22 protein-coding genes are annotated in these 21,973 nt (G+C 65.4%); 21 read left to right on the plus strand and 1 reads right to left on the minus strand.

The annotated features are described in order from the left end of the window. Positions 1-73 precede the first annotated feature (73 nt). The 21 genes from SMD11_RS06025 to SMD11_RS06130 all read left to right on the plus strand — a co-directional run bounded on the left by SMD11_RS06025 (position 74) and on the right by SMD11_RS06130 (position 20,032). Positions 74-634 (plus strand): hypothetical protein, encoded by a 561-nt coding sequence (locus tag SMD11_RS06025; RefSeq protein WP_087925441.1) that lies wholly within the window; start codon positions 74-76, stop codon positions 632-634. A gap of 92 nt (positions 635-726) precedes the next feature. Continuing rightward, positions 727-1,842: a hypothetical protein gene (locus SMD11_RS06030; RefSeq protein ID WP_199843807.1), complete on the plus strand. Its 1,116-nt coding sequence runs from the start codon at positions 727-729 to the stop codon at positions 1,840-1,842. Between the two features lie 35 nt (positions 1,843-1,877). Beyond that, a complete protein-coding gene (locus SMD11_RS06035) occupies positions 1,878-2,234 on the plus strand; it encodes a hypothetical protein (RefSeq protein WP_087925442.1) in 357 nt (118 codons plus the stop codon). Between the two features lie 309 nt (positions 2,235-2,543). Continuing rightward, positions 2,544-2,891 (plus strand): hypothetical protein, encoded by a 348-nt coding sequence (locus tag SMD11_RS06045; RefSeq protein WP_087925444.1) that lies wholly within the window; start codon positions 2,544-2,546, stop codon positions 2,889-2,891. After that, the gene (locus tag SMD11_RS06050) at positions 2,888-3,277 is read left to right on the plus strand and encodes a hypothetical protein (protein ID WP_087925445.1); all 390 of its coding nucleotides are present in this window, start codon (positions 2,888-2,890) and stop codon (positions 3,275-3,277) included. The genes SMD11_RS06045 and SMD11_RS06050 overlap by 4 nt, the downstream gene beginning before the upstream one ends. 3 nt (positions 3,278-3,280) lie before the next feature. Beyond that, a complete protein-coding gene (locus tag SMD11_RS06055) occupies positions 3,281-3,628 on the plus strand; it encodes a hypothetical protein (RefSeq protein WP_087925446.1) in 348 nt (115 codons plus the stop codon). 68 nt (positions 3,629-3,696) lie between these two features. Continuing rightward, positions 3,697-4,587: a hypothetical protein gene (locus SMD11_RS06060; RefSeq protein ID WP_087925447.1), complete on the plus strand. Its 891-nt coding sequence runs from the start codon at positions 3,697-3,699 to the stop codon at positions 4,585-4,587. 102 nt (positions 4,588-4,689) lie between these two features. Further along, positions 4,690-4,857 carry a hypothetical protein gene (locus SMD11_RS35325; protein ID WP_159395236.1) on the plus strand — a complete coding sequence of 56 codons (168 nt, stop codon included), beginning with the start codon at positions 4,690-4,692 and terminating at the stop codon, positions 4,855-4,857. 181 nt (positions 4,858-5,038) lie between these two features. Beyond that, positions 5,039-5,374: a hypothetical protein gene (locus SMD11_RS35330; protein WP_159395237.1), complete on the plus strand. Its 336-nt coding sequence runs from the start codon at positions 5,039-5,041 to the stop codon at positions 5,372-5,374. Between the two features lie 8 nt (positions 5,375-5,382). Next, a complete protein-coding gene (locus SMD11_RS34810) occupies positions 5,383-11,517 on the plus strand; it encodes a CHAP domain-containing protein (RefSeq protein ID WP_107421938.1) in 6,135 nt (2,044 codons plus the stop codon). 89 nt (positions 11,518-11,606) lie between these two features. Further along, positions 11,607-12,521, plus strand: a complete 915-nt coding sequence (locus tag SMD11_RS06080; protein ID WP_234365923.1) for a phage tail domain-containing protein — start codon at positions 11,607-11,609, stop codon at positions 12,519-12,521. 12 nt (positions 12,522-12,533) lie between these two features. After that, positions 12,534-14,033 carry a Gp37-like protein gene (locus SMD11_RS36210; protein ID WP_087925450.1) on the plus strand — a complete coding sequence of 500 codons (1,500 nt, stop codon included), beginning with the start codon at positions 12,534-12,536 and terminating at the stop codon, positions 14,031-14,033. Further along, positions 14,033-15,097 carry a hypothetical protein gene (locus SMD11_RS06090; protein WP_087925451.1) on the plus strand — a complete coding sequence of 355 codons (1,065 nt, stop codon included), beginning with the start codon at positions 14,033-14,035 and terminating at the stop codon, positions 15,095-15,097. Before SMD11_RS36210 ends, SMD11_RS06090 begins: the two co-directional genes overlap by 1 nt. 16 nt (positions 15,098-15,113) lie before the next feature. Further along, the gene (locus tag SMD11_RS06095; RefSeq protein ID WP_087925452.1) at positions 15,114-15,893 is read left to right on the plus strand and encodes a hypothetical protein; all 780 of its coding nucleotides are present in this window, start codon (positions 15,114-15,116) and stop codon (positions 15,891-15,893) included. Further along, the gene (locus tag SMD11_RS06100; RefSeq protein WP_159395238.1) at positions 15,883-16,710 is read left to right on the plus strand and encodes a hypothetical protein; all 828 of its coding nucleotides are present in this window, start codon (positions 15,883-15,885) and stop codon (positions 16,708-16,710) included. The genes SMD11_RS06095 and SMD11_RS06100 overlap by 11 nt, the downstream gene beginning before the upstream one ends. Beyond that, entirely contained in the window at positions 16,707-17,291 is a 585-nt protein-coding gene (locus SMD11_RS06105) for a hypothetical protein (protein WP_087925454.1), read from the plus strand. Before SMD11_RS06100 ends, SMD11_RS06105 begins: the two co-directional genes overlap by 4 nt. Then, on the plus strand, positions 17,291-17,929 hold the full coding sequence (locus SMD11_RS06110; protein WP_087925455.1) for a hypothetical protein: 639 nt from the start codon (positions 17,291-17,293) through the stop codon (positions 17,927-17,929). The genes SMD11_RS06105 and SMD11_RS06110 overlap by 1 nt, the downstream gene beginning before the upstream one ends. Further along, entirely contained in the window at positions 17,926-18,558 is a 633-nt protein-coding gene (locus tag SMD11_RS06115; RefSeq protein WP_087925456.1) for a hypothetical protein, read from the plus strand. Before SMD11_RS06110 ends, SMD11_RS06115 begins: the two co-directional genes overlap by 4 nt. A 13-nt stretch (positions 18,559-18,571) precedes the next feature. Then, a complete protein-coding gene (locus SMD11_RS06120; protein ID WP_087925457.1) occupies positions 18,572-18,859 on the plus strand; it encodes a hypothetical protein in 288 nt (95 codons plus the stop codon). A gap of 67 nt (positions 18,860-18,926) precedes the next feature. Continuing rightward, positions 18,927-19,763 carry a peptidoglycan-binding protein gene (locus SMD11_RS36215; RefSeq protein WP_087925458.1) on the plus strand — a complete coding sequence of 279 codons (837 nt, stop codon included), beginning with the start codon at positions 18,927-18,929 and terminating at the stop codon, positions 19,761-19,763. Then, positions 19,763-20,032, plus strand: coding sequence for a hypothetical protein (locus tag SMD11_RS06130; RefSeq protein ID WP_159395239.1), 270 nt, complete (start codon positions 19,763-19,765; stop codon positions 20,030-20,032). Before SMD11_RS36215 ends, SMD11_RS06130 begins: the two co-directional genes overlap by 1 nt. 282 nt (positions 20,033-20,314) lie before the next feature. Here the strand turns inward: SMD11_RS06130 and SMD11_RS06135 are convergent, their stop codons facing one another. Continuing rightward, a complete protein-coding gene (locus SMD11_RS06135) occupies positions 20,315-21,769 on the minus strand; it encodes a DUF3987 domain-containing protein (protein WP_087925460.1) in 1,455 nt (484 codons plus the stop codon). Positions 21,770-21,973: the final 204 nt, after the last annotated feature.

The raw sequence follows: 21,973 nt of genomic DNA on the forward strand, positions 1-21,973 counted from the left end.
CCGCAACGGGGCTTTTCATTTGCCCCCGAAGTTGGCATATGACACTTCAGTCGATCCGAAATGGATGATCCGCATGGATGAAAACAAGAACGACCAGGCTGCCGAGGCCGGCTCGGCTAGCGAGGCCAAGCCCGACACGACTGCGCTTCAGGCAGAGATCGACAAGTGGAAGGCGATGAGCCGCAAGAACGAGGAGCGGTTCAAGTCCGTCTCCCAGGAGCTTGACGGCTTCCGCCAGTCCCAGATGACCGATACCGAGAAGGCCATCGAGGCCGCCAAGGTGGAGGCGCGGAACGCGGCCCTCTCCGAGGTGGGAACCAAGCTCGTTGACGCCGAGCTTCGTGCCGCTTCCTCTGCGGCTGGTGTATCCCTTCCCGGTGCTGAGTATCTGAACTTTGGTTCGTTCCTGGACGAGGACGGCAACCCCGACTCCGCCCAGATCGAGGCGTTCGTCTCGTCCCTTCCGAAGCCAAGCTCTGCCCCGTCGTACGCGCGGAACATCGGCCTGGGGCGTCAGGGTAGCCCGGCCGCCGGCCAGCTCAGTCGCGAGGATCTTGCCCGTATGACTCCGAGGGAGATCAACGAGGCCCGCGCAGCGGGTAAGTGTGACGCTCTCATGCGGGGAGAGATCTGATCTCTCTTTTTTGCCATGAGGTTGGGATGTGATGCCAGCCTCTCCACTTGAAGGCCCTTCGGGGCCTTTTTTATGCCCCAAAGAGGTAACTTATGGCTGGTAACGACTTCACCACTCAGGCAGCTTCCGGTCTTCTGACTGGTGGCCCCGCGGGCGCTGACCCTGTTCTCAAGGGCAAGGGTGTTTTCGTACCTGAGCTTTGGACTGCTCAGCTTCTCCAGGATCTTGAGGACAACCTGATCCTCGGTTCCGCGGAGATCACCAATCGCAGTTATGAAGGCGAGTTCCGGCGCGAGGGTGACCGCATTCGTATTCCCCACTTCATCGACACCGTTGAGGATCGGGGCCTGATCAAGGCGTACGGCGAGATCGGCGACAAGGACCATGCGGCCCTTGAGTACATTCCGATGACCGTGGGCAAGGGCTCCTCGTTCCATATCGAGATCGACGCCCTTCACCAGCTCCAGACCAAGAGTGGCATTGACCTGATGTCGGAGCTGGTCCGTCAGCGCGGCCGTCAGGCCGCCGTCTCCATCGACAAGATGCTGGCCCAGACTCTCACCGCGGCCGTCGCCGGTAAGGACCTGAACGGCGCTGAGTCGATGCCGGCCGACCTCAATACCCTGCCTGCTCTGCACGGCAAGATCGACACCGTGACCCCGAACGCTCTGGAGACAGAGGTCATCGGTGTCTACGACTACGTGGTTGCGATGCTTGAGAATCTAGACCTCAAGAATGCCCCCGATTCGCGCTACCTGTTCATCTCGCCACGACTGCGGTCGCTGCTGCTGCGCGACCCCAAGTTCATCGACGCTAGCCACTTCGGCGGCGGCGCAGTCATGCCTTCTGGTGTCATCGGCACCATCCTGGGCATCCCGGTCCGCGTCTCGAACACCCTGGGTGCCGCTCGGGCCGAGGCCGGCAAGCTCGTTAAGGGCCGTCGCCACGACGAGTTCAAGAACATCGACATGTTCATGGGCAGCACCGCGGCGACCAGCCTGGTGATTCCGTTCGCGCAGATGGAGGCGTACAAGCCTGAAAAGTCCTTCACGGACGCCATCAAGAGCCGCGTGATTTATGACGCCAAGATCATCCGTCCCGAGCAGCTTCTTGTCGCCACTGGTGTCGAGAAGGCCCTCCGGGACCACAACCAGGTGGCGGTCGAGAAGAACCGCACGGTTGCAGTGCAGGCCGCACCTTCCAAGTAAGTCTCTCTTTTTGCCCAGAAGTTGGGATGTGATATATGAGCATTACCGCTCTAGACATTGAAGTCCGGCTTGGGCGCAAGATCGAGGGAGACGAGAAGCCGAGGGTGGAGGCGTTCATCACGGACGCCTCCGCCCTCGTGGCGGACTACTGCGGATCCCGTTACCGCGAGGACTCGCCCGGCATTCGGGCCGTCATCTGCGCCGAGGTTATCCGCTGGCTTGCCGTGGCCCCTGGGATCGTGTCCGAGAAGGTGGGAGACGTTGCAGTCGAGTTCGGCTCCTCTGCCACCACGCAAGCCCTCTCGCCTGCCGCCAGGACTTCACTCAAGCGCTACCGGCGCAAGCTCGGGTCGATCGTGCTCACCAGGGAGCCTGATGCCCCGCTTCGGTGACCCTGTCGAGGTATACGCGGCCCCTCTGTCTGACGGGGTCTACACGCGCAGCCGGGACTGGGCCAGCGCCCACCGTGTGTGGGCCGGCCTTGCGCATGTGCAGCCGGACCGGAGCTTCGAGGTTCGGTCTCCCGAGCGTGAGACCTCTCAGGAGCGACTGTTCGTTTACCTGCCGTGGGGTGTACCGGTTCACGCCGTGGACCGCATCCGGTACGGCGGCGAGTGGTTCGAGGTCGACGGTGAGCCCATGCGCTGGGGCCACGGCTCCCTCCGCCATGTCCGCATCCGAGCGTGGAGGGCGATGCACTGATGCCCAAGACCAAGCTGGAGATGTTCGACGGGTGGGAGTACGACGTCTTCCGCTCCGCTGACACCCGCAAGGCCGTGGCTCATCACGCGGCGGAGATCACGGCCTATGCGGTGAGCGAGGCCCCGCATGATCCCGAGGCGAAGAGCCACTGGAATGAGATCCGCAAGCACATCCGGGCCCACCTGGTGCTGGACGCCGCGGGGTGGGGGGCCCACGTGTCCGTCGAGGTCGATCCGCGGGTTCGTCACGCGATGCTCCAAGAGCGCGGGTGGAGGGACCGGAAGGGCCGCCGTCACGCTGGTAGGCGCTTCCTCAAGGCCGCCTTGCTGAAGGCGAGGGTCCAGTGACGCGCGACCCCATCACCTTCCTCGTCCCTTACCTGCGTGGCTGTCTCGCGGAGCTTCCGCACGGTGCCGTCGTCGGCGACATGACCGGACGCGAGCCAGGCGACATCACCGTGTACCTCGCGCACTCGGGGGGCTACCGCGCCATCCGCAGCCGGCTGGACCGGGCAGACGTGGAGTACGAGGTGTACGCCCCTGACCGCGAGGCCGCGGCCGGCCTCGCCTACCGGGTGCGGGAGCTGCTGCTCGAAGACCTGCCCGGCCGGGACGCCGCCGGCGTCCTGGTGCTCGATGTCGCGGACGTCGATTCCCCCAAGTACCTGCCTGATTCGACCTCCCGTGAGCACTGCTACGGCGGTGAAGTCGCCGTGTCCTACATCGAGGAGTAGCCCTTGCCCGCCCAGATGCGCTTCGACTTCCAGGGGATGGCCCTCACCGGCACGCCCGGCACAGAAATCGTCCTGGAGATCACACATGTCAACGCTCACCCTGATACCCCGCCTTCGGAGCGCGTGAAGGTCGTGGCCACGGGCCAGGACTGGCCGGCCGCCGGCTTCACCCTCACGCAGGAGGCGTATGGCCGCCTCTTCGCGGAAGGCGACGTCTTCGAGGTCCGGGCCAAAATCGCTCAGCTCGGCGGCGGTGAGTCCGCCTGGAGTACCCCGTACCGGACGCCGCCGGTGCCGTACGTCGCGCCCAGGCCGCCGGAGATCGGTTCGATTGTCTGGGCCACCGACTAGCGGCCAGCAGTCCGCGCTTCAGCCCCCTCCAAGGGGGCTTTTTTCATGCCCTTTTGAAGGAGACCCTTATGACTGAGACCGGTAATGCGCAGCGGATCCGATTCGCTCCGAACGGCGCACTGTACATCGCCCCGGCCCCGAAGGTGGGTGACTCCCTCGGTGCTGGGACTGTCCTTCCTACCGGCCTGGACAAGCTTGGCCCTCCGTACAAGAACGTGGGGTTCATTGACGAAGGCGGGGTCACCATCACTCCGGAGATATCCACGGACCCGGTGAAGGTGTGGCAGAGCAGCGTGCCAGTGCTGTACAACACGAAGGAATCTTCGTTCAAGATCAAGGCGACCTTGATGGAGACCTCCCGGCTCACCACTGAGCTCTTCTTCGGCGCCAAGTGGGTGGAGTCCAAGGAGACTCCGGGTCTCTTCCGCCTCGACCTGAAGAGCACGCCAGAGCTCACCGAGATCGCCCTGGTGGTCGACTGGTCTCAGAGCAAGACGCAGTACCGGTGTGTCATCGGCCGCGCAATGATCAGCGACCGAGGCGCCATTCAGCTCCAGCGTGCCGAAAATGGAAAGTTTGAGCTGACCATCGAGGCGCTGGATTACAACGGGTCCCTGGGCTACCTGCTGACGAACGATGACCTCCACGAGGCCGGCAATACGGTGGTCGAGCCTGCTGCGGCCCGCCTTTCGGGCAACACTGTCGAGCAGGGTGGCTCGGTCGTCCTGACCGGTGAGCATTTCGCCGCGGGCAAGCCGGCCGCCATCACCGTCACCGGACCCTCGGAGGGCAAGGTCACCGCCACCCAGGTCTCCACCGACGACCAGGGCAACCTGACCTCCACGGTCAGCGTGGCAGCCGACACGACCGAAGGTGTCTACCTGATCAAGGCCGCCGTTGCCGGCGTCGAGGTGCAGGCCGGATCGCTGACGGTGAAGGCCAAGAGCACCCCGAAGTAAGCAGTCCCCCTTGCCGGGGAGGGACGAAGTCCCCGGCCCACTCTTACCCCGTGCCCCTTGGCTCCTGCCCTGGGGCTTTTTTCATGCCCGTTTGGAGCCTCCATGACCGCTGCCCCGAATTCGACCAAGTCCGCTTCCGCCAAGAAGTCCGAGGCCAAGGATGAGCCGACCGTCTTCGAGCACAACGGCATCTCGTACACGGTGCCCGCCCCCTTGATCTTCCGGTCGGCCTCCTGGAGGCGGACGACGAAGTCGAGGCACTCAAGCTGATCCTCGGCACCCAGTGGGACACCTACAAGGCCACCGGCGCCACGATCCGCGACTTCCAGGTATTCGCTGAGAAGGTTTCCGGCGCTGCCGGTTTCGGGGACGCGGGAAACTAATAGGCGCCATCCATGCCGTACGGGACTTCTCCGATGAACTGGAGGCGGATCTGCTGGAGTTCTTCCAGGTGGATCTGCTTGACCTGTGGCGTGGACGGCTCTCCATCCGCCGCGTCCATGCGCTGATTAAGTCCCTGCTCAAGAAGCCGGGACGCTCCGCATTCCTCGCCGCTGTGGATGAATCCGCTTCCTGGTCGGTGACCGACCATCTGATCGCACGCGTCAGCGACGCGGCCGAGATCGCCAACTTCCTGTTCATCAAGGCCAATTCCGACGAAACAGATGTGAGGCTCCCGGAACCGATTCCGCGCCCGGGACAGGTCGAGATGGTGAAACCCCGAGATCCAGCGTTCGCTGAGGGTGCCGAGATATCTGCCTTCTTCACGCAAATGAGCAACCTCTAGGAGGCAGCATGGCGGGCCCCCGCGGCGCAATCAAGGTCGGCTCCGGCTATATCTCAATCGAACCTCATCTCGACCGGGCTGCCCTCCGGCGGATGCAGACCCAGCTGGGCCAGGCCATGGGCAAGGCGGGCCGGGAGGCCGGCAAGGCCCTGGGGACCGGCATGAGCCGCGGCTTCACCGGACTCTCCAGCCAGGCCACCGCCGAGGCCCGCAAGATGCAGCAGGGCATGACGCGTGAGAGCGCCAAGGGGTCCCGTGAGCGGCAGAAGGTCAAGGAGACCGAGGCCCAGCGGTACACCCGGGTCGAGCAGGAACTCACCCGTACGCACGGCTCTCAGGTGGCCACGCGCGCGCGGCAGGCCCTTGAGGCGTCGGAGGACCGCACGCGGGGCCTGTCCCGGGAAGCGAAGACAGCTCTCCGTCTGCACCAGCAGTCGCTGGAGGGGATGGCGCGGGCTGATCAGGAGCTCGCCCGGACGCAGGACCGTACGACGCGGCGGCGGGCCCAGGCCCTCCTGGTCGCCTACCGGCAGGATCTTGAGGCGTACCGGCGGACCGAAGCGGAGAAGGCGCGGACCGCTGACGAGGGTGCCACTGCTCAGGGGCAGGCGGCCCGGCGGACGGCTGCGGAGAAGCGGCGGGCCCTGGAGGACTCTGCCCGCATGGATCGGGAGATCCATCAGCAGCAGATCCGGCAGGACCGTGAGCGCGACACCTACATGCGTGCCTACTACGCGGCGCACCGGGAGAACGAGCGCCGCAAGCGCGCCGAAGTCCTGGAGACGGCGCGGCTGGAGCGGCAGGCACTTACCCAGATGGCTGCCGCCCGCCGTGCGGACCTCCGTGAGCAGCTGGCCACTGCGGCCGTTCAGCGCCGCATGCTCCAGGACCAGATTGCCGTCAACCGCACGGCACTGGCCGGAATGGCGGCCACCAGTGGCTCCTTCTTCAAGCGCTTCAATTCCGGGTGGTCCACCGCGTCCGGCAAGGTGGAGGGATTTGGCACCCGGACCGTCGAGACCGGGCGGCTGATCACCCATCACCTCATAGGCCCGGTCGGACTGTTGTCCGCCGGCCTGACCGCTGTGGGCGTCAAGAGCGCGGACTCGATGATGCAGGCGCAGACAGGTCTCCGAGGCATGGGCCTGGAGATCAAGGACGTCACCGGCATGCTGAAGGAAATGCAGAAGTACGCTATCGCGACTCCGTATTCCCTCCAGGACATGCAGAAGTACGGGACGCGATACGCGCGTGCGATCGGTGCCCATGACCGGGATTTCCGGTCGGATGATCCGGACCGAAAGAAGATTGGTTCGGAGCGGGTTGCGAAGAAGTCCGGCGACGTCGTCAAGATGATTGGCGACTCGGCGGCGTTCGGCGGGATCATGGACCCGACCCTTGTCGGCCAGGGCATGTACGCCATGGAAGTCATCATGGACATGGGTCGGATTCCGATGAGGAATCTGAAGCAGTTCGAGCGTGCCGTAGGTATGCCCGCCCAGGACTTGGCCCTGATGATGGGCTTCAAGGACGGCAAGGACAAGCACGGTAATCGGCAAGACGCCTCCGCGAAGATGTATGAGTTCATGCAGAACGCGAAGGAGACCGGCGGCCTTCAGGGCACCAAGTTCGTGGACGCCTTGCTGGAGCGGTGGGAAAAGGGCAATAACGGGATCCAGGGCTCGGCGGCCCGCATGGCCGGCGCCACCATCTCGGGCCGTATCGGCCAGATGAGGGAGTCTGGTCAAGTAGCCCTCCAGAAGCTCTTCATGAAGGAGGGCAAGGGCGGGCAGTTCGAATACACCGGGCTCGGCGAGACCATCATGGGCAAGAAGACCGCCCGCCGCGACAAGAGCGGCAAGGTCATCAAGGACGAGAACGGTGAAGTCCAGTACGACTACCAGGGCGGCATGCTCAACGACGCAAAGTCGCTGGGTAAAAAGCTCATCCCGATGGCCGGCGAGCTTCTTGAGGACTTCTTCTCCGTCTTGAAGACCTTCACCGGCTGGATCAAGTCCACCGTGGACTTCCTGTCCAAGCACCCCGGCCTTCGAGACGCCATTCTGACCGCGGCCAAGGTAGCCGCAGTAGCTGCACCCTTTCTGATCACCTTTGGTCTGCTCACGAAGATGGTGGGCAAGCTCGCCAAACTGATGAGCCCGGTCCTTGGCGTCTTCCGCGGCATCGTGGCCGGCGGTAGCGGGCTCACGCGCGTGAGCAAGCAGCTCGCCGCCGGCGTGAAGGGCGCCGGAGGCCCTCGTGGCTTCTGGGGGTCCTGGAAGGACAGGCGCACCGAGCTGCGGGGCGGCGACAGCCGCAACCTTGCTCAGCGCGGCTGGGACCGGGCCCGGGGCCAGGACAGCCGAGCCGAGGACGTACGGGTCAACACCGGCCAGGCCGAGCAGTCCCTGCGCGCCCTGGACGAGAAGATCCGGGCCCTGAAACAGGAGCTGCGCGGGGTCAACACCATCAGCATCGATCCGGCGATGAACGCGCTCGGCGGGACCGCCGGCCGCAGCCTCGCCGCGGCGGCCCAGGACGCACGCCAGAAGATCCAGCAAGCCGTCTCCGCCATGAGCGAGTTGAACGGCCGGACGACGGGCGGTGTCCGCCAGGAGGTCGGCTTCCTCGCGCAGAAGGCGGAGACCGCCGAGTCGAAGATCAAGGGCGCCATCTCCGCTGTGGAGGGCCTCAACGGCCGTCCCCTTGCTGCTCTCCGTCAGGAATTCGACTGGTCCACCCCGAAGGCGAAGGAATTCCGTCGGGCGGTTCAGGAAGCCATCGACCGGATGACGACCCTGAACCAGAAGCCGGTGAAGACGCTTCGGAACAACCTCCGGGGCGGCGGAAACTCCCTGTACTCGGCCGTCGATGACGTGGCGGGCAAGCTCAGCACGGCCAACTCCCGCTTCGATTCGCTGGCCAAGAAACGGGTCTCCGGAACCACTGCCTCGGTCAACAACCTGAAGAACGCGCTCAAGGGCGCGGCCGACGAGGGTGCAAAGCTCAACACCCATGTCGGTCATGTCAACGAGATCACCGGCGGCAATGGGGGTAAGGGAGGAAAGGGCGGCGGGAGGACCAAGAAGGCTCTCGGTGGTGTCCTCCCCGGCTATGCCCCGGGTGTGGACTCGATCCCCGCCATACTCTCTCCGGGTGAAGCGATCTTGCGGCCGGAAGTCGCTGCACGGCTCGGCACGGGGACCATCGATCACTGGAATGCTGCGGCAGCTCGCGGTCACCTTTCCCGTTTCGCCAAGGGCGGTATCGCCGGGAAGAAGGGCGGTGGCGGCAAGCGGTGGCCGATGAGCATCCTGGACGAGCTCCATAGCGCCATCGACTTTGCGCCGTCGTTCAACACCTTCACCTCCGGCATTGGCATGGCCGCCGCCGGCAACCGTATCGGCGGCGAGTTGGGCGGGAACGTCAGGCGCTGGGGAGCCGAGGCCGGCGGCGACGCGTCCGGAAGGGCTGCGAACAACAGGTTCGGAAATCTCCGCACCTTCATGTTCGAGCGGCTGCCGGACTTTCTGAAGGCGACTCCTACGGGCGTCGGTCAGCTGGTGGGGCTTGCGGCGGGTGCGGTCGCGCCGACCGCGGGTGATCTCTTTTGGTCGGATGTCTGGAAGGGCAAGGGCAACATCCTCGAAAGGGGGATGAAGTTCACCGACGACCTTCTGAGTCCGAGCAAGCTGTTCGAGATGATCAAGGATCTCGTGGGTGGCGTGGGCGAGCTGGTCAAGAATCTCGGCTCGCTCGCGAAGGATCTGATATCCGACCCCACGAAGGTGCTGGACGAGGCGATCACGACCCTGAAGGAACTCTTCTCGGGTGTGGTCGACGATGTGAAGTCCATGACCGATCTGATCGGTCAACTCGTCTCGAACCCCTCGGAGTTTGCGGCCGAGGTGTGGCAACACTTCTACGCCCGCGCGGAAGAAATGATGCCCAACCGCGAGGGTCTGTTCAAATTCGCAGGGGGCGGGATCGTGCCCGGCTACGCGCCGGGCAACGACCGTGTCCACGCCCTTCTCTCGCCGGGCGAGGCGGTTCTGCGCCCGGACGCAGTACGAGCCCTCGGGTACCGGGCCGTGCTGGGGCTGAACCGCGCTGCCAAGACCGGCACGCCGGCCACTGCACCGGCCCAGCCGGCACCTGTCCCGGACGCAGCAGCGTTCGAGGACGCAGCCAAGCGGATCCAGGCGGCCTTGACCGCCATGACGGCGGCGGTGCACTCGCACCAGTCCGCTTCGTCGGCTGCGTGGGCGGATGTGGCGGGTCAGGTCCAGGGGGCGGTGGACGGACAGATCAGGCCCGCTCAGCAGCGCTGGGTCAGCCACCTGTCAGGGCCCCTGTCGGGCGCCGTGTCGGGATTCCGGGACTCCACCCGTGCCCACTGGGTCGCAGTGCAGTCCCAGGTCGCCTCGTCCACGTCGAGCACGCTCGACTCCTTCGCCCGGCTCCGGTCCGGCCTGGACAGCACGAAGCGGTTCTTCGAGACCAGCAGCAGCCGCATCACCGATGTGTGGCGCTCGGCCATGTCCTACGTGGACAGCTCCACCAGGAGCACGGTCTCCGGACCGTACAACGCCGGCGCCGTTTCGATGATGGGAGCCATGGCGAAGCTGGCCGGGGCGCCGGCTCCGCTGTCCCCGGTGCACTACGCCACGGGTGGCATCGTCCCCGGCTACCAGCCGGGAGTCGACACGGTTCCCGCGATGCTCAGCCGCGGCGAGGGCATTCTTCGCCCTGAGGTCGTTCGCACCCTCGGCAGGGAAACGATTCTGCGCTGGAACGAGCAGGCCCGGCGAGGCGGCCACATTTACGCCCGGGGCGGCATCGTCGGTGACGGCGCCGCGTGGGTGAAGCAGCACCAGGACGATCCTCTTGACGGCTACGAGGAAGCCGTCCGTCAGGGCTGGGACGCAGCAATCACACCGCACCTCAAGTCCCTCGGCTCAAAGTTCGGCACTGTCGGCAGGCTCAGCGCGGACGGCTTCGGCAAGGCCGAACCCTGGCTCGCGAAGTGGGGTCAGTGGGCCGACGAGCACGCCACCGGTGGCGGCGGCCAAGTCGTGAAGCTCGCCCTCCAAGAGGCCAAGAGCGGCGATCTGTCCGGCCAGAAATACATTGGCAGTTCGGCATACGAGTCCTGGTGCGCTGATTTCGTTTCATGGATCGTGGATCACGCGCACGCAAATGCGGCCTACGGAAATTCACCGACTGGAACACCGGGCAACCGGTGGCCGGCCGTGGCCACATGGGTTGAGCGCATGAGCATGGTGCCGACCTCGGCGGCACGGCCGGGCGATCTCATGGTCTTCAAGGGCTACGGGCCCGGCGCTTGGGGCCACATCGACATCGCCACCGGCAAACAGGGGTCGACCCTGGAAACCGTTGGCGGTAACGAGTCGAGGAGCATCCGCCGCCAGCTCGGATATGGCAACCGCGCCGATGGCGCTCTCCGCCCGAAGGGCGGCGCTCCAGGGGCGAGCGAAGGCCCAGTTCTCAATCCTTGGCCTGGTTCCCTGGTGAAATTCACTGAGGGTTCAGGCGAGTTCGCTGGTCTCACGGGTGACGCCGTGAATCGCTGGCGGCCTCTGGTCGAGCGGGTGATTCAGGAGCTCGGCGGTAAGGGCGGGATCTCCCTATCGGACGCCGGGCTGGTCCTGCAAAGGATCGGTGTCGAGTCCGGCGGCGATCCAAATGCGGTCAATAACTGGGATTCAAACGCAAAATCCGGGGACCCGTCAAAGGGCTTGATGCAGGTCATCAAGAGCACTTTCGACGCCTATGCCGGACCGTACAGGTCGTTGGGTCAGTACAGTCCGATTGCCAGTATCTACGCCGGCTTGAATTACGCAATCGACCGGTACGGCTCCGGGTGGCGCCGCGCGCTTGGCGGAACCAACGGCTACTGGACCGGAACCAAGTCGGCGACCGCCGGCCTGGCGATGGTCGGTGAACACGGCCCGGAGCTCGTCAACTTTCAAGGCGGCGAACGGGTCTACAACGCCCGTCAGACACAGGACATGGTGGCTGGCCGTCGCTACGAAATCCACATTCACGAGGCCAAATCGGAAAACACTGAGCAGGCGGTGCTTCGCGCAATGCGCACCGCGGAGGTGATGGCCGGGTTCTAATCGAAAGGTAGGCGCCAATGCCCATTCCAGCGACAGAGAATCAGGTGATCGAGAGGCCGAAGCCCCTTCGGCCTCAGCCGCCGGTTCCCGTGGAGTGGGGGTACACCTACGTCTCGATCCGGGGCTCCAACGGTGAGGGGGAGGAGATCCCCCTCACCGGGTCTCAGGGCAAGGACTGGCCGGCCGTCATGCTGCTGCCCGGGGCCCAAGGGCTGACCATGCCCCCGGTGGAGGTGCACGGCGACTCCAGCCCTAACCTCCACGGCTCGATCTACCGGTCCTCGCGGTACGCCCAGCGTGAGGTGATGCTCCCGGTGTACCTCCACGGTGTCGACCGCCGCACGCTCCGGCGTCTCAAGGACAAGCTCACTGACGCGCTCGACCCCCAGAACGGGTATTGCGTCGTGAAGTTCACGGAAGCCGACTCCCGCCCGCGCTATCTGCGCTGCTACTACAAGGGCGGGGTCGAAGGGGATGAAGGAGAGGACTCGGCCGGCTTCCACTGGGCCCGGTACGGCATCCAGCTCACCGCCCATGACCCCTTCTTCTACTCCGATGCGGTGCAGGTCGCGGAGTGGACCTTCGGGAAGGGGGAGCCCTTCCTGTCGACCCGGCAGGGTCTCTTCCCCCTCCGCCTGACGCAGGGGCTTGTGTCGACACCCGATCTCGCCGTGCACAACCCCGGCAGCGTCGAAGCGTGGCCCCAGTGGGAGCTGCGCGGCCCGGTGCGGGCCTTCACGGTCCGCCTGGGGGAGCAGTCGTTCGCCATTCCGCCGTCCTCCGCGGACGCGGTCCCGGCCGGCCGCACGCTCACCATCGACACGCGCCCTGGCCACAAGGTGCTCCGCGACGAGCAGGGCACGAACTACTGGCCGCGGCTGGCTGCGAATCCGCAGCTGTGGGCGCTGCCCTCGGGGCCGTCCCGGATCTCGGTGGAGCTGGCTCCGGGCAGTGCAGCGTCGTCGCTGCGCCTGTCCTTCCAGCCGCGCTACAAGACCTACTAGAAAGGGGTCCCGTTGGGGTATCGCGTGTATGTCCGCAGTGAGCCGCGCCAGGGCGAGCGTCAGATCCTGGGCGAAATCGACACTTGGATCAAGTTGGACTTCAGCGTCCGCTTCAACGCAGCCGGTACGTGGCAGCTCCTCGTGAAGAGCGGCACCGACCAGGACAGCCTGTTGCGGCAGGGCCGGGGAATCGTCATCTACCAGGAGGGCGTACCCACCCCTGTCTTCTCGGGGCAGATCGATGCCTTTGAGCGGTACTGGACCGTGGATCAGCACACCGGGCCCGGGTCCGTCTTCGTCGGGGGGAAGTGCGACAACGACCTCGTCAGCGGATTCCTGGCCTTCCCCGGGATCAGCGGGGCCGGCACCGGTCAGACGGCAGTGCTGCCGCTGGCCGAGCAGTACAGGGGGCAGGACACCCGCCCGGCCGGCGGCCCTCTCGGCCAGGCGATATGGGCCGAGTGCGACATGGCGTTCGGGGCCCGCGCACTGCCGGACCGCAGGATCGAGGGCCTGGACGTGGGCCCCAACACCCCGATCGGAGCCGCAGTCACGGAGACCCTGCGCTTCGACCCCTTGGGGACCCTCTTCGAGAAGTGGCTGAAGGACAAGCGGATTGGCTACCGGCTTGCGTGGAGCCATGACACCAAGAAGATCGAACTGCACCTCTACGAGTGCCGGGACCGCTCTGGCGAGGTCCGTTTCTCCCCCGACCTCGGCAACCTCCGCCAGTACGAATGGCAGCTCAAGGCCCCCGCCGTCACCCGTGCCATCGTCGCGTGCCAGGGCGAAGGGCACGATCGATACCTCTATCAGCAGGTGGACACTGAGGGCGAAACCCAGTGGTCCATCAGGCGCGAGCAGCTCATCGACCGCAGGGACATCCCTCTGCGGACAGGGCCGGACGGAAAGCCCGAGCTGATCGTCAAGAAGACCTCTGACGGCACGGAAGACCTCGGCACCGGCCCGGACGGTAAGGAGTGGACCCCTCAGCTCGCCGCGGCCAAGGCGACCCTGGCCACGGCGGCGAAGGCGGTGGCTGAGGCGGAGGAGAAGGTGCGGGCCGCCACTACGGACCAGGAGAAGGCGGCAGCGGCCACAGCCCTGTCCCAGGCGAAGAGCAAGGAGTCGGCGGCTCAGCTCGCCGTGACGGCCGCCATTCCCGCGGCCAAGACCGCAGCCTTTACCCACTACGTCAAGGCCGTCGAGGACGCCGCCGCCCAGGTACTCAAGCAGGGCGAGAAGTCGGGCCATTTCCAGATCTACCCGATCGACACTGAACAGTGCAAATTCGGTCGTGACTACTTTGTCGGCGACATCGTCACCGTGGTTGCTGACGGCGAGGAACGCCAGGACATCGTCAAGGAAGTGGGCGTCAGCGTCGAGGACGGCGGCCGGGTCCAGTCCGTCACACCCAAGATCGGCGACCAGGGGACGGGCGAGCCTCTGAATTTGTACAAGACGGTCTGGGAAATGAAGGAAAAGCTCCGGCGACTGGAATCGAGGATGTAATGGCAGAAGTAAGCTATCCGTTCACGCAGAGGAACGACAGTGGCGGCCGGGAAACCGTGTCCCTACTCGACTGGCAGGACATGGCAAAGCTGTGGGGCGGCGACCGTGTCGACTACCAGCTCGTCAACAACAGCTACCAGTCAGGCGCCCTGCCCTTTTCGACCCGGGTCCTCAACGGAAGGACCGTAGAGCTGAAGCCTGGGGCGGCGTGGGTCGGCGGCTTCTACTACAAGAACGATGCGGCCCTCACCGTCGATGTGGAGGCCAACCCCACGGAGAGCCCACGGCGGGACACCATCATCGTCCGGGTCGACCTGATGAAGGGCTCCGCGAACATCGTGCTCGTGAAGGGCCAGCCGAGCAAGGCACCCATTGCCCCGCAGGTGCAACGTGTGCCCGGCCAGCGGTGGGAGATGGTTCTCCACGAGGTCCTGGTGCCGGCCAAGGACGGGGCGATCACGGTCACGGCCTGCGCCCCGTACGACATGCCGGCACGTGTCGCCGTACCGTGGAACGCCACCCCGAGCGCGCAGCACCTGCCGTCCGGCACGTTCGTGTACGACCTCGACAGCAACAACAACGACGGCCAGGCGGAGATCTTCAAGGGCCGGGACGGCTACACGATCACCCGGCACCTGGGCAGGCCGCAGACGTACACGCCGCAGATCGTCAACACCGGGAAGCTGCCGAGCGGCGTCCTTTACCGGGGCCTGTGGCGGTGGGTCGCACCGAGCACAGTCTTCTTCTCGATCGATATCGACAACACAACCGGTACGGACATCAAGCAGTCAGGTAGCGGACCGCTTGGTTTCACTCTGCCTGTGAATCCAACTCCCGACATCGGGCAGGCATTCAACGGCTACATGCTCAACGCTAACTACGAGTCAGGCATGCCCAATTATGTGGACCTCAAGGGCATGTCCTACATCGGCAACCGCACGAACGTCGTCAAGATCCTCTATCCGAGTGAGAAGTACATCCACGAGGGCCTGGACCATCTCCTGATTATTCCGCGCAGGAGCTCAATCATCTTCTCCGGCACCTATGAGGCCGCGAGTTCGTAGCCCCTAAGGAGGCACCATGGACCGCAACATGTTCGGCGGTACACCTGCTGACGTCGCAGAGAACGAAGCCGGCGTCCGGGTCCCCGGCGGTGTGGGGCTCGTGTGGGACGGCGCCGGGGAAAGCGCCGTCCAGGTGACCGACCTCGTGGACATCAACGGCACCCCGATCGTCCAGCTGGTTGCCGACGAGAGGGGAGTCGTCCCGCCGTTCTGGGGGCCCGCGGATGGCCGCGAAGCACTGTGGGTGGACTTCGGTGTGGGCCGGGTGAAGCTCACCTCCTCGAACCTGGGCGAGCGGGTCAAGGCGCACACGGAGGCCCTGGACCCGCACGGCTCGAAGGCGTATACCGACCAGCAGCTGTCCGGGTACATCCCGCGCCGCGGTGCCCGACTCACGGCGGAGCGGGGAACTACGTGGTCCACGGTCACCGTCCCCGGCGCGGAAGGCGATCCTGCGGGCAACGTGCTCCGGCTGGAGACGGAGACCAAGTCACCAGCTGGGTATAGCGAGTTCACTCGCCTGACGAACTCCGGGTCGCTCTACGTGGATCCGGTCGGCAGCTACGTGCCCCTGGCCGTCGGCCAGTACGAGGGCGTGAGCGACAACGCCACCGCCGTGAGCATTTCCCGTGGCCGGGCCGGAACCGAGGCCGTGTTCCGGGTCCGGGCCGACGGCCGGGTAGAAGCCGCTGGTGCTGTCTCTGCGCCGAACATCGGCCCCGCCCGGCTGTTCTCCGGGCCGACTGCCCCCGCGAATCCGCGGGTCGGGGATGTGTGGGTGGCCTATGGCTCGTAGCGACAACCCGATGATGGTGTGGGACGGCTCAAGGTGGGTGGAGGGCCGGACCAAGACCTGGACCGGGTCGGCCTGGGTGGAGAGGGCGTCCGTGCGGTACTTCGACGGCGAGGTGTGGCAGGCAAAGCCGCCGGCACCGGTTCCTTTCCCGCAGTACGCCGCGTCCACCACGAGCCTCTCCGGCAAGGCGGACTACGTCGGTGGCCCACTGCCGGCGGTCCGGGTCGGTGACCTCGTGGTGTCGGTCTGTGCCTCCACCGCCATGCCGCAGCTCGCCTCTCCACCTGCCCGCATCTCCCAGACTCACCAGCTCAGCTCGGGTCACTGGGTCGCGGTGGCTGTATGGCCGTACGACGGACGAGGTGGCGATGTGGTGTGGCAGGCCCAGGGCAGTACGGGCGCTACCACGATGACCCTGGTCTATCGGGGCGGCGACATATCGGCCACGACAGTGACGCCGGTCAAGGAGATCAAGCAGTACGACAGCGTGAACCGAGTGCCGCTCAACGCTCCGGCCGGTTACACAAGCCTCTTCGTGGTCCTGGCGGAGTCCGCGGATCTCACCGGCTACACGTGGCCCGACGGGGTACTCCCCAGGACTGCCCAGCTCGGCCGCTTCGGGGACCTCGACATCAGTCTCCTCGCCGCCGACACCCCGGGCACCGGGGCCTCGACCGGACAGCTGATCCTCGACACCACCGCGGTCTCCGCAGCCTGCATCACCATCCAGATCCCCGGGGCCGACGACGACCGGCCGACCTGGATCCTCGGCGACGAGCGCGCATCCGTACTCGGCACGACAACAGTTCTGGGGTGATCCACGTGGTAAGCATGAAGACCTGGGCCGATGGCGAGGTGGTCACGCCGGCCGACATGAAGACGTACGTCAGTGACGTCCTGCGGGGCCTGCTCGAACCTCCCGCCTGCCGTCGCACAGCGGCGAGTCAGGGCAGTGAGCAAAGGCCCCCGGACACCTGGCAGGTGGTCCGCTGGGACCGGCCCGCGTCAGGGGCCGGCTCCCCCCACTCCTACGACTCGACGCGCGGCAGCATGGCGCGGGAGGCCACGAAGATCCACGCCCCGATTCCGGGGCTGTACGAGATCACATGCGGCATCGTCGTCCGCTCGGTGTCCGGCGCACTGCCTTACACGGTGTGCGCTGTGAACCGGAACCAGGAAGGAGGCGACGCCATCAGCTCCCTGGCTCCTCTCCGATTCGGCTGCGGCCGGGCAACCTCCCGCGAGAAGGTGGGCGCCGGGTCCGCCACCATCCCACTGGACGCCGGTGATTTCGTCTCGATGGCCGTGAACGGCAGCAACGCCTTCTACCTTGGCGACGCCCAGGATTCACAGCTCATCTCCCACATGGAGCTGCGATGGGTGGGGGTGAAGCCCTAATGGCAACCCCCACGGTTCACATCTGGCGGCAGCGGGAGATCGTCACCGCCGACACTATGAACCGCTTCGTCCGCGACGTGCACACCTTCTTGTACCGGCCGCCGGCCTGCAAGGTCACCGCGCGGCAACGCGGCAGCCACTCGGGCGCCAACGCCAGTGGCGCCTACGGCCGCGGATGGATCCCCTTCAATTCCTGGACGACGATCCCCTGGTCCGCCCCGGGGAGGGGCACGCAGCCGGCCGAGGAGTACGACCCGAGCGGTATGGCCAAGCCTGGCGAGGGCGAGGCCGTCTGGCGGCTCGTCGCCCCCGAGGACGGCCTCTACGCAGTCACCTTCGGCGGCGTCATCGAGACCAATGGAGAAGCGAACAACGTCCATTTCCGCCTCGCCAAGAACCAGATGACCGATGGCCAATGGAACACCGGCTCGGCAGTCTTTGCTTCACATTGCCCTGGACGCACCCAGGCCACGGACGGGGTGTCCAGGTACATCGGATCAATATCCACCACGATCAACCTCGCGAGGGGCGAAACCGTAAGTGCGGCGGGTATCGCTGACAAGGACTTCATCCTGGGACGCTCCGACGTTCCAGGGCGTTCATTCCTTGAAATGCGGTGGGTAGGGAGGCTGCCGTGACCATTCCGGTTATCGAATCCTGGGTTCCCCGGGAGCTAGAGGACGTGTCGAAGATGACGCGTCGCATCACCGACGTCCACCGTTTCCTCACGAACCCGCCGGCTGCGCGCATGGTGGGAATGAAGCGCGCCAAGATGGCGAAGGGCTACTCGGTCCTGCCGTTCATCCCTGTCGGCCAGGAGGGTGCTCCGCGCACGTCCTACGAGACGTGGCCGGGCATGGTCCCCGTCTTCAAGGGCGACTGGACGATGGGAGGACAGGACACAGCTTGGCAGTTCGTTGTCCCTGTGGACGGCCGGTACCGGATCACCGTGAACGGCAGCTTCAACACCGACGCCGACCCTGGCGACCTTCGCCACCAGCTCGCGGTGGAGATCGGAGTCAACATGACCACGGGCTCGGGCGATGCGATCGCCGCTGCGTCTGTCGACACCTTCTCGCCGGCCCAGGTCACTGCCTACACGATGAGCGGCGGCCACTCGACGGTCCAGCGCCTCAAGGCCGGCTCCAAGGTGCAGTTCGCCGCGAAGTGCCTTTCGAGCCCCGTCTTCGGCTGGGCAAATGACGAAATCTCCCAGCAGTACAAGTTCGGGTCCTTCGCGGAAATCAGATGGATCGGCATGATCTAAGAGAGGATCCTCTATGGCCATATCCGAAATACTCAGCATCGTCTTCGGCACAGGAGGGGCTGCTTCACTAGCGGCCTTCCTCAAGCTGTGGCGACAGCGCAAGGACGCCTTCGACCGGGCCCGGCGTGAGCACATCGAAGACCTCGCCAAGTGGCGCACCGAGCTCCAGGACACCGTTCACGAGCTCCAGGCCCTGGTCGAGTACTACCGCTCGGTCTCAGCTGACTACGCCTGGCAGCTCCGGCAGAACGGCATCCAGCCGATGACATCGGCAGTGAAGCCGGGCACGTCGGCCAACTAACCAATCATCCGAGTCCAGCACCCCGGCATACCCGGGGATTTTTTATACCCAAAATCAAGGAGAACGCATGTCAGTCGCACAGACGGTAATGAATACCGCCCGAGGTGAAGTGGGCTATCAGGAAGGGTTCTCCGGCGGCCACTGGGACAACTCGCAGAAGTATTCCGGTGCCGTGCCCGGCCTGGAATGGAGCGACGAGCAGCCGTGGTGCAGCACCTTCGTCAGCTGGGTTTTCCAGGAAGCTGATGCCAAGGATCTCGCGCCGGTCACGGCCTCGTGCTACGAGGGTGTGGAGTGGTTCGAATCCCGGGGGCGATTCTCGGAGTACCCCGGAGTCGGCGCCGTCGTCTACTTCGGGCCCGGTGGCGGCACCCACGTCGGGATCGTCACCTCTTACACGGACGACACCATTTACACGGTCGAGGGCAACACGAATAATTCCGGCTCAGCGGAGGGGGATGGCGTTTACCGCAAGGCCCGTCCGCGAAAGTCCAGTTACATCTACGGGTACGGATACCCCAGCTACCCGGAGGGTGTCGTCGTAGCCGATCCGTCCTGGCAGGGGCGTGACGGGGTTACCTTCTTCGGCGAGGAGGCGAGCGAAGATGACCTCCCCCGCGACAGCTCGAAGCCGAGCAAGCCGAAGGCGGGCACCGTCGTGATTGATGGCCTGGCCTACGGTCCGGGTGCACGCGGGGCCCACATCACTCGGCTCGGAAAGCTGCTGGTAGCCGCTGGCTGCTCGGCGTACGAAGAGGGCCCTGGCCCGGTCTGGACGGCCGCAGATACGGAGTCCATGCGCCGGTACCAGATAAAGATCGGAGACTCTGGGGCCGACGCGGACGGCATCCCGGGGCCGCGCCAGCTTGCCCGCCTGAAGCGCGACTTCGGGGAGGCGGCTTAATGAACCGAGGCATGCACCGCGGGCCGGCCGCCGACTTCCCGCTCCTGGAGCTGGCTCGGCAGCACCCAGCCCGGCTGTACAGCGTCGCTGCGGCGGCCGTGGCCCTGGTCGCGGAGTACGTGAGCATCCCCCAGGAGACGGTTCTGGCCCTAGTGGCCGCGCTCCTGGGTGCGGGCGAGGTCACGCAGCGGTTCGAAGACCGGAAGACGCAGGAGGCAGCAAAGCCTCAAGTCCGGGCTTCTGGAGCAGATGAGAACCTCCGTGAATGAATGAACTAACCATGCGACAATGGTTGGTACAAAATGGGTAACAAAAAAGAGCTGGGGCCCCATGTGGGGCCCCAGCTTTTCGTGTATCCGCTACTCCTACGTGAGGACCCCTCCGAAGGGAGAGGCCCTCACGTAGGAGCTGGGTCTACTCGGCGGGAGCTGCCTCGCCCAGCTCCATCTTGTCCAAGTCGATCCACTGACCCGCCGACCATCGGCGGACCAGAGCGGCGTATCGCCCCTGTACTACACGACTGGGGCGCCGCTGAGGCATCTGGCCTGGGCTCACAGTAGGTCAGCCAGCGGGTTCGCGGGCGTGTCTTCCTTCTGCCGCGCGATGATGGCCTTCGATGCCGCCTCGTCCTTCTTTTTGACCGTCTTCTTGACTGGAGCCTTCTTCGCGGCCGGCCGCTCCCGCGGTGCTAGCCGCTCCGACTGCGGGGGGACGACAGCGAGCTTCGGCCGCCCCTCAGGCTCCTCCTTGTGCTCGCGCTCGCCCTGCTCCTGGTCGTTGCCGGCAGGGTCAACGAACTTGATCACGAATGAGGGGGCACCACCCTTCGCTCCTGACCCCTTCCGCTCCATTACCACGTCCGGCATCTTCTCAATGGCCGCGTCCAAGGAGTCCGCATTGCCTCGGGTACCGAGCGAGCGAAGGATCAGGGTGCGGGTGGCCTCTCCACCGAATCGCTGAAGTGACTCCCTGACAATCTGCTCGACCGTCTTCATCTGTCGGCCTGTCCCGGCTTGAGCCTCGTTGATCAGCTTCTCCGTGCACGCCATGCTGTACTCGATCATGGTGTGCGCGGCCTTCCAGGCCCGGAGCGGGATCACGGTCTTCCGTTCGGCAGCCGTCAGCAGGCACGCAATGCGGAGAAGGTTCTCGTCCCCGCGCTCGATGAAGCACGAGACGGCCTCCGGCAGCGACGCACATCGGTCATCGAACTCCAGGCGGTACGCGTCGTGCATCTTCGCCGCCTCCGGCGACAACTCCATTTCCCGGACCTTCTCACGCGCCCACCGGTACGCCCTGGTGAGCGCCGGCGTCTCCTTCACCGCGTCGAGCGGTCGCTTCACTTCCGAGGGCAGATTCTTGGACTTCTCCACTATGAAGTGCGGGATGCGGTTGAACGCACCACCCAGGGCGACTTCGGGCTTCACCAGCGGCGCCCAGCGACCCGGCTGAATATGCGCGTGGTAGCCGAGCAGCGGGCGATCGATGCGCTGCTCCTCACGCTTCCCGCCCTTGCCCTTGGTGGTGTTGGCGACGGCCACGCCGTCCCAAGCGTTGATGAGCTGATCGTGGTAGGTGGCATCGCGGTTTGCCCGCTTGAGGATGGACGCCCATTCGTCTTCCGCGATCATCACCCGACCGTCCCGACCGTCTTCGGACGTCAAGGACTCCTGCTCGACCTCGAAGAGGGTCGTCACGAGCGCCGGCCCGGAGCTGATGCCCTTCCGACTCCGGGTCGAGAGGAACGCTCCGATGGTCGGTTCAACGATGGCTCGCGCGGTAGCGAGCGCGAACCCCTTCCTTCCGATCTTGGACCGCCCCACCAGGGCCGACCAGAACACAGTGGGCCTTCCGTTGGGCTGGAGGACCTGGCCGTTGACAGCCGCCGACCACAGGGACAGCGTTGCGGCGTATACGCCGATCGGATCCGCTTCGGTGTGCGGCATAGCCGCAGCGACCGCCTTGCCCAAGGGGCCGTACTGCATCTCCTTGAACGTGCTACTCACTCGTGCGTCTCCTTTCAGGCCGCGACAGCGGCAGGGGTGGCCCCGAACAGGTCAGCGAAGTAGGCCCCGAAACGGTCCGTGTGCTCCTGGCACAGGTCGTAACTGACCGACCCTATCGTCAGCTCCGCAACTCCCGTGGAGGTTACGCCCTTTGCCGCACAGGCATCACACGTGACTTGCTCGATCATCTTCCTTGCCATCATG

It is taken from the genome of Streptomyces albireticuli (assembly GCF_002192455.1).
GTDB lineage: Bacteria > Actinomycetota > Actinomycetes > Streptomycetales > Streptomycetaceae > Streptomyces > Streptomyces albireticuli_B.

Coding starts and splice junctions, on each gene's coding strand:
- SMD11_RS35325 (WP_159395236.1), top strand. CDS start 4,690: ATGACCGCTGCCCCGAATTCGACCAAGTCCGCTTCCGCCAAGAAGTCC.
- SMD11_RS06120 (WP_087925457.1), top strand. CDS start 18,572: ATGGCCATATCCGAAATACTCAGCATCGTCTTCGGCACAGGAGGGGCT.
- SMD11_RS06030 (WP_199843807.1), top strand. CDS start 727: ATGGCTGGTAACGACTTCACCACTCAGGCAGCTTCCGGTCTTCTGACT.
- SMD11_RS06025 (WP_087925441.1), top strand. CDS start 74: ATGGATGAAAACAAGAACGACCAGGCTGCCGAGGCCGGCTCGGCTAGC.
- SMD11_RS34810 (WP_107421938.1), top strand. CDS start 5,383: ATGGCGGGCCCCCGCGGCGCAATCAAGGTCGGCTCCGGCTATATCTCA.
- SMD11_RS36215 (WP_087925458.1), top strand. CDS start 18,927: ATGTCAGTCGCACAGACGGTAATGAATACCGCCCGAGGTGAAGTGGGC.
- SMD11_RS06130 (WP_159395239.1), top strand. CDS start 19,763: ATGAACCGAGGCATGCACCGCGGGCCGGCCGCCGACTTCCCGCTCCTG.
- SMD11_RS06045 (WP_087925444.1), top strand. CDS start 2,544: ATGCCCAAGACCAAGCTGGAGATGTTCGACGGGTGGGAGTACGACGTC.
- SMD11_RS06110 (WP_087925455.1), top strand. CDS start 17,291: ATGGCAACCCCCACGGTTCACATCTGGCGGCAGCGGGAGATCGTCACC.
- SMD11_RS06035 (WP_087925442.1), top strand. CDS start 1,878: ATGAGCATTACCGCTCTAGACATTGAAGTCCGGCTTGGGCGCAAGATC.
- SMD11_RS06060 (WP_087925447.1), top strand. CDS start 3,697: ATGACTGAGACCGGTAATGCGCAGCGGATCCGATTCGCTCCGAACGGC.
- SMD11_RS06095 (WP_087925452.1), top strand. CDS start 15,114: ATGGACCGCAACATGTTCGGCGGTACACCTGCTGACGTCGCAGAGAAC.
- SMD11_RS06100 (WP_159395238.1), top strand. CDS start 15,883: ATGGCTCGTAGCGACAACCCGATGATGGTGTGGGACGGCTCAAGGTGG.
- SMD11_RS06090 (WP_087925451.1), top strand. CDS start 14,033: ATGGCAGAAGTAAGCTATCCGTTCACGCAGAGGAACGACAGTGGCGGC.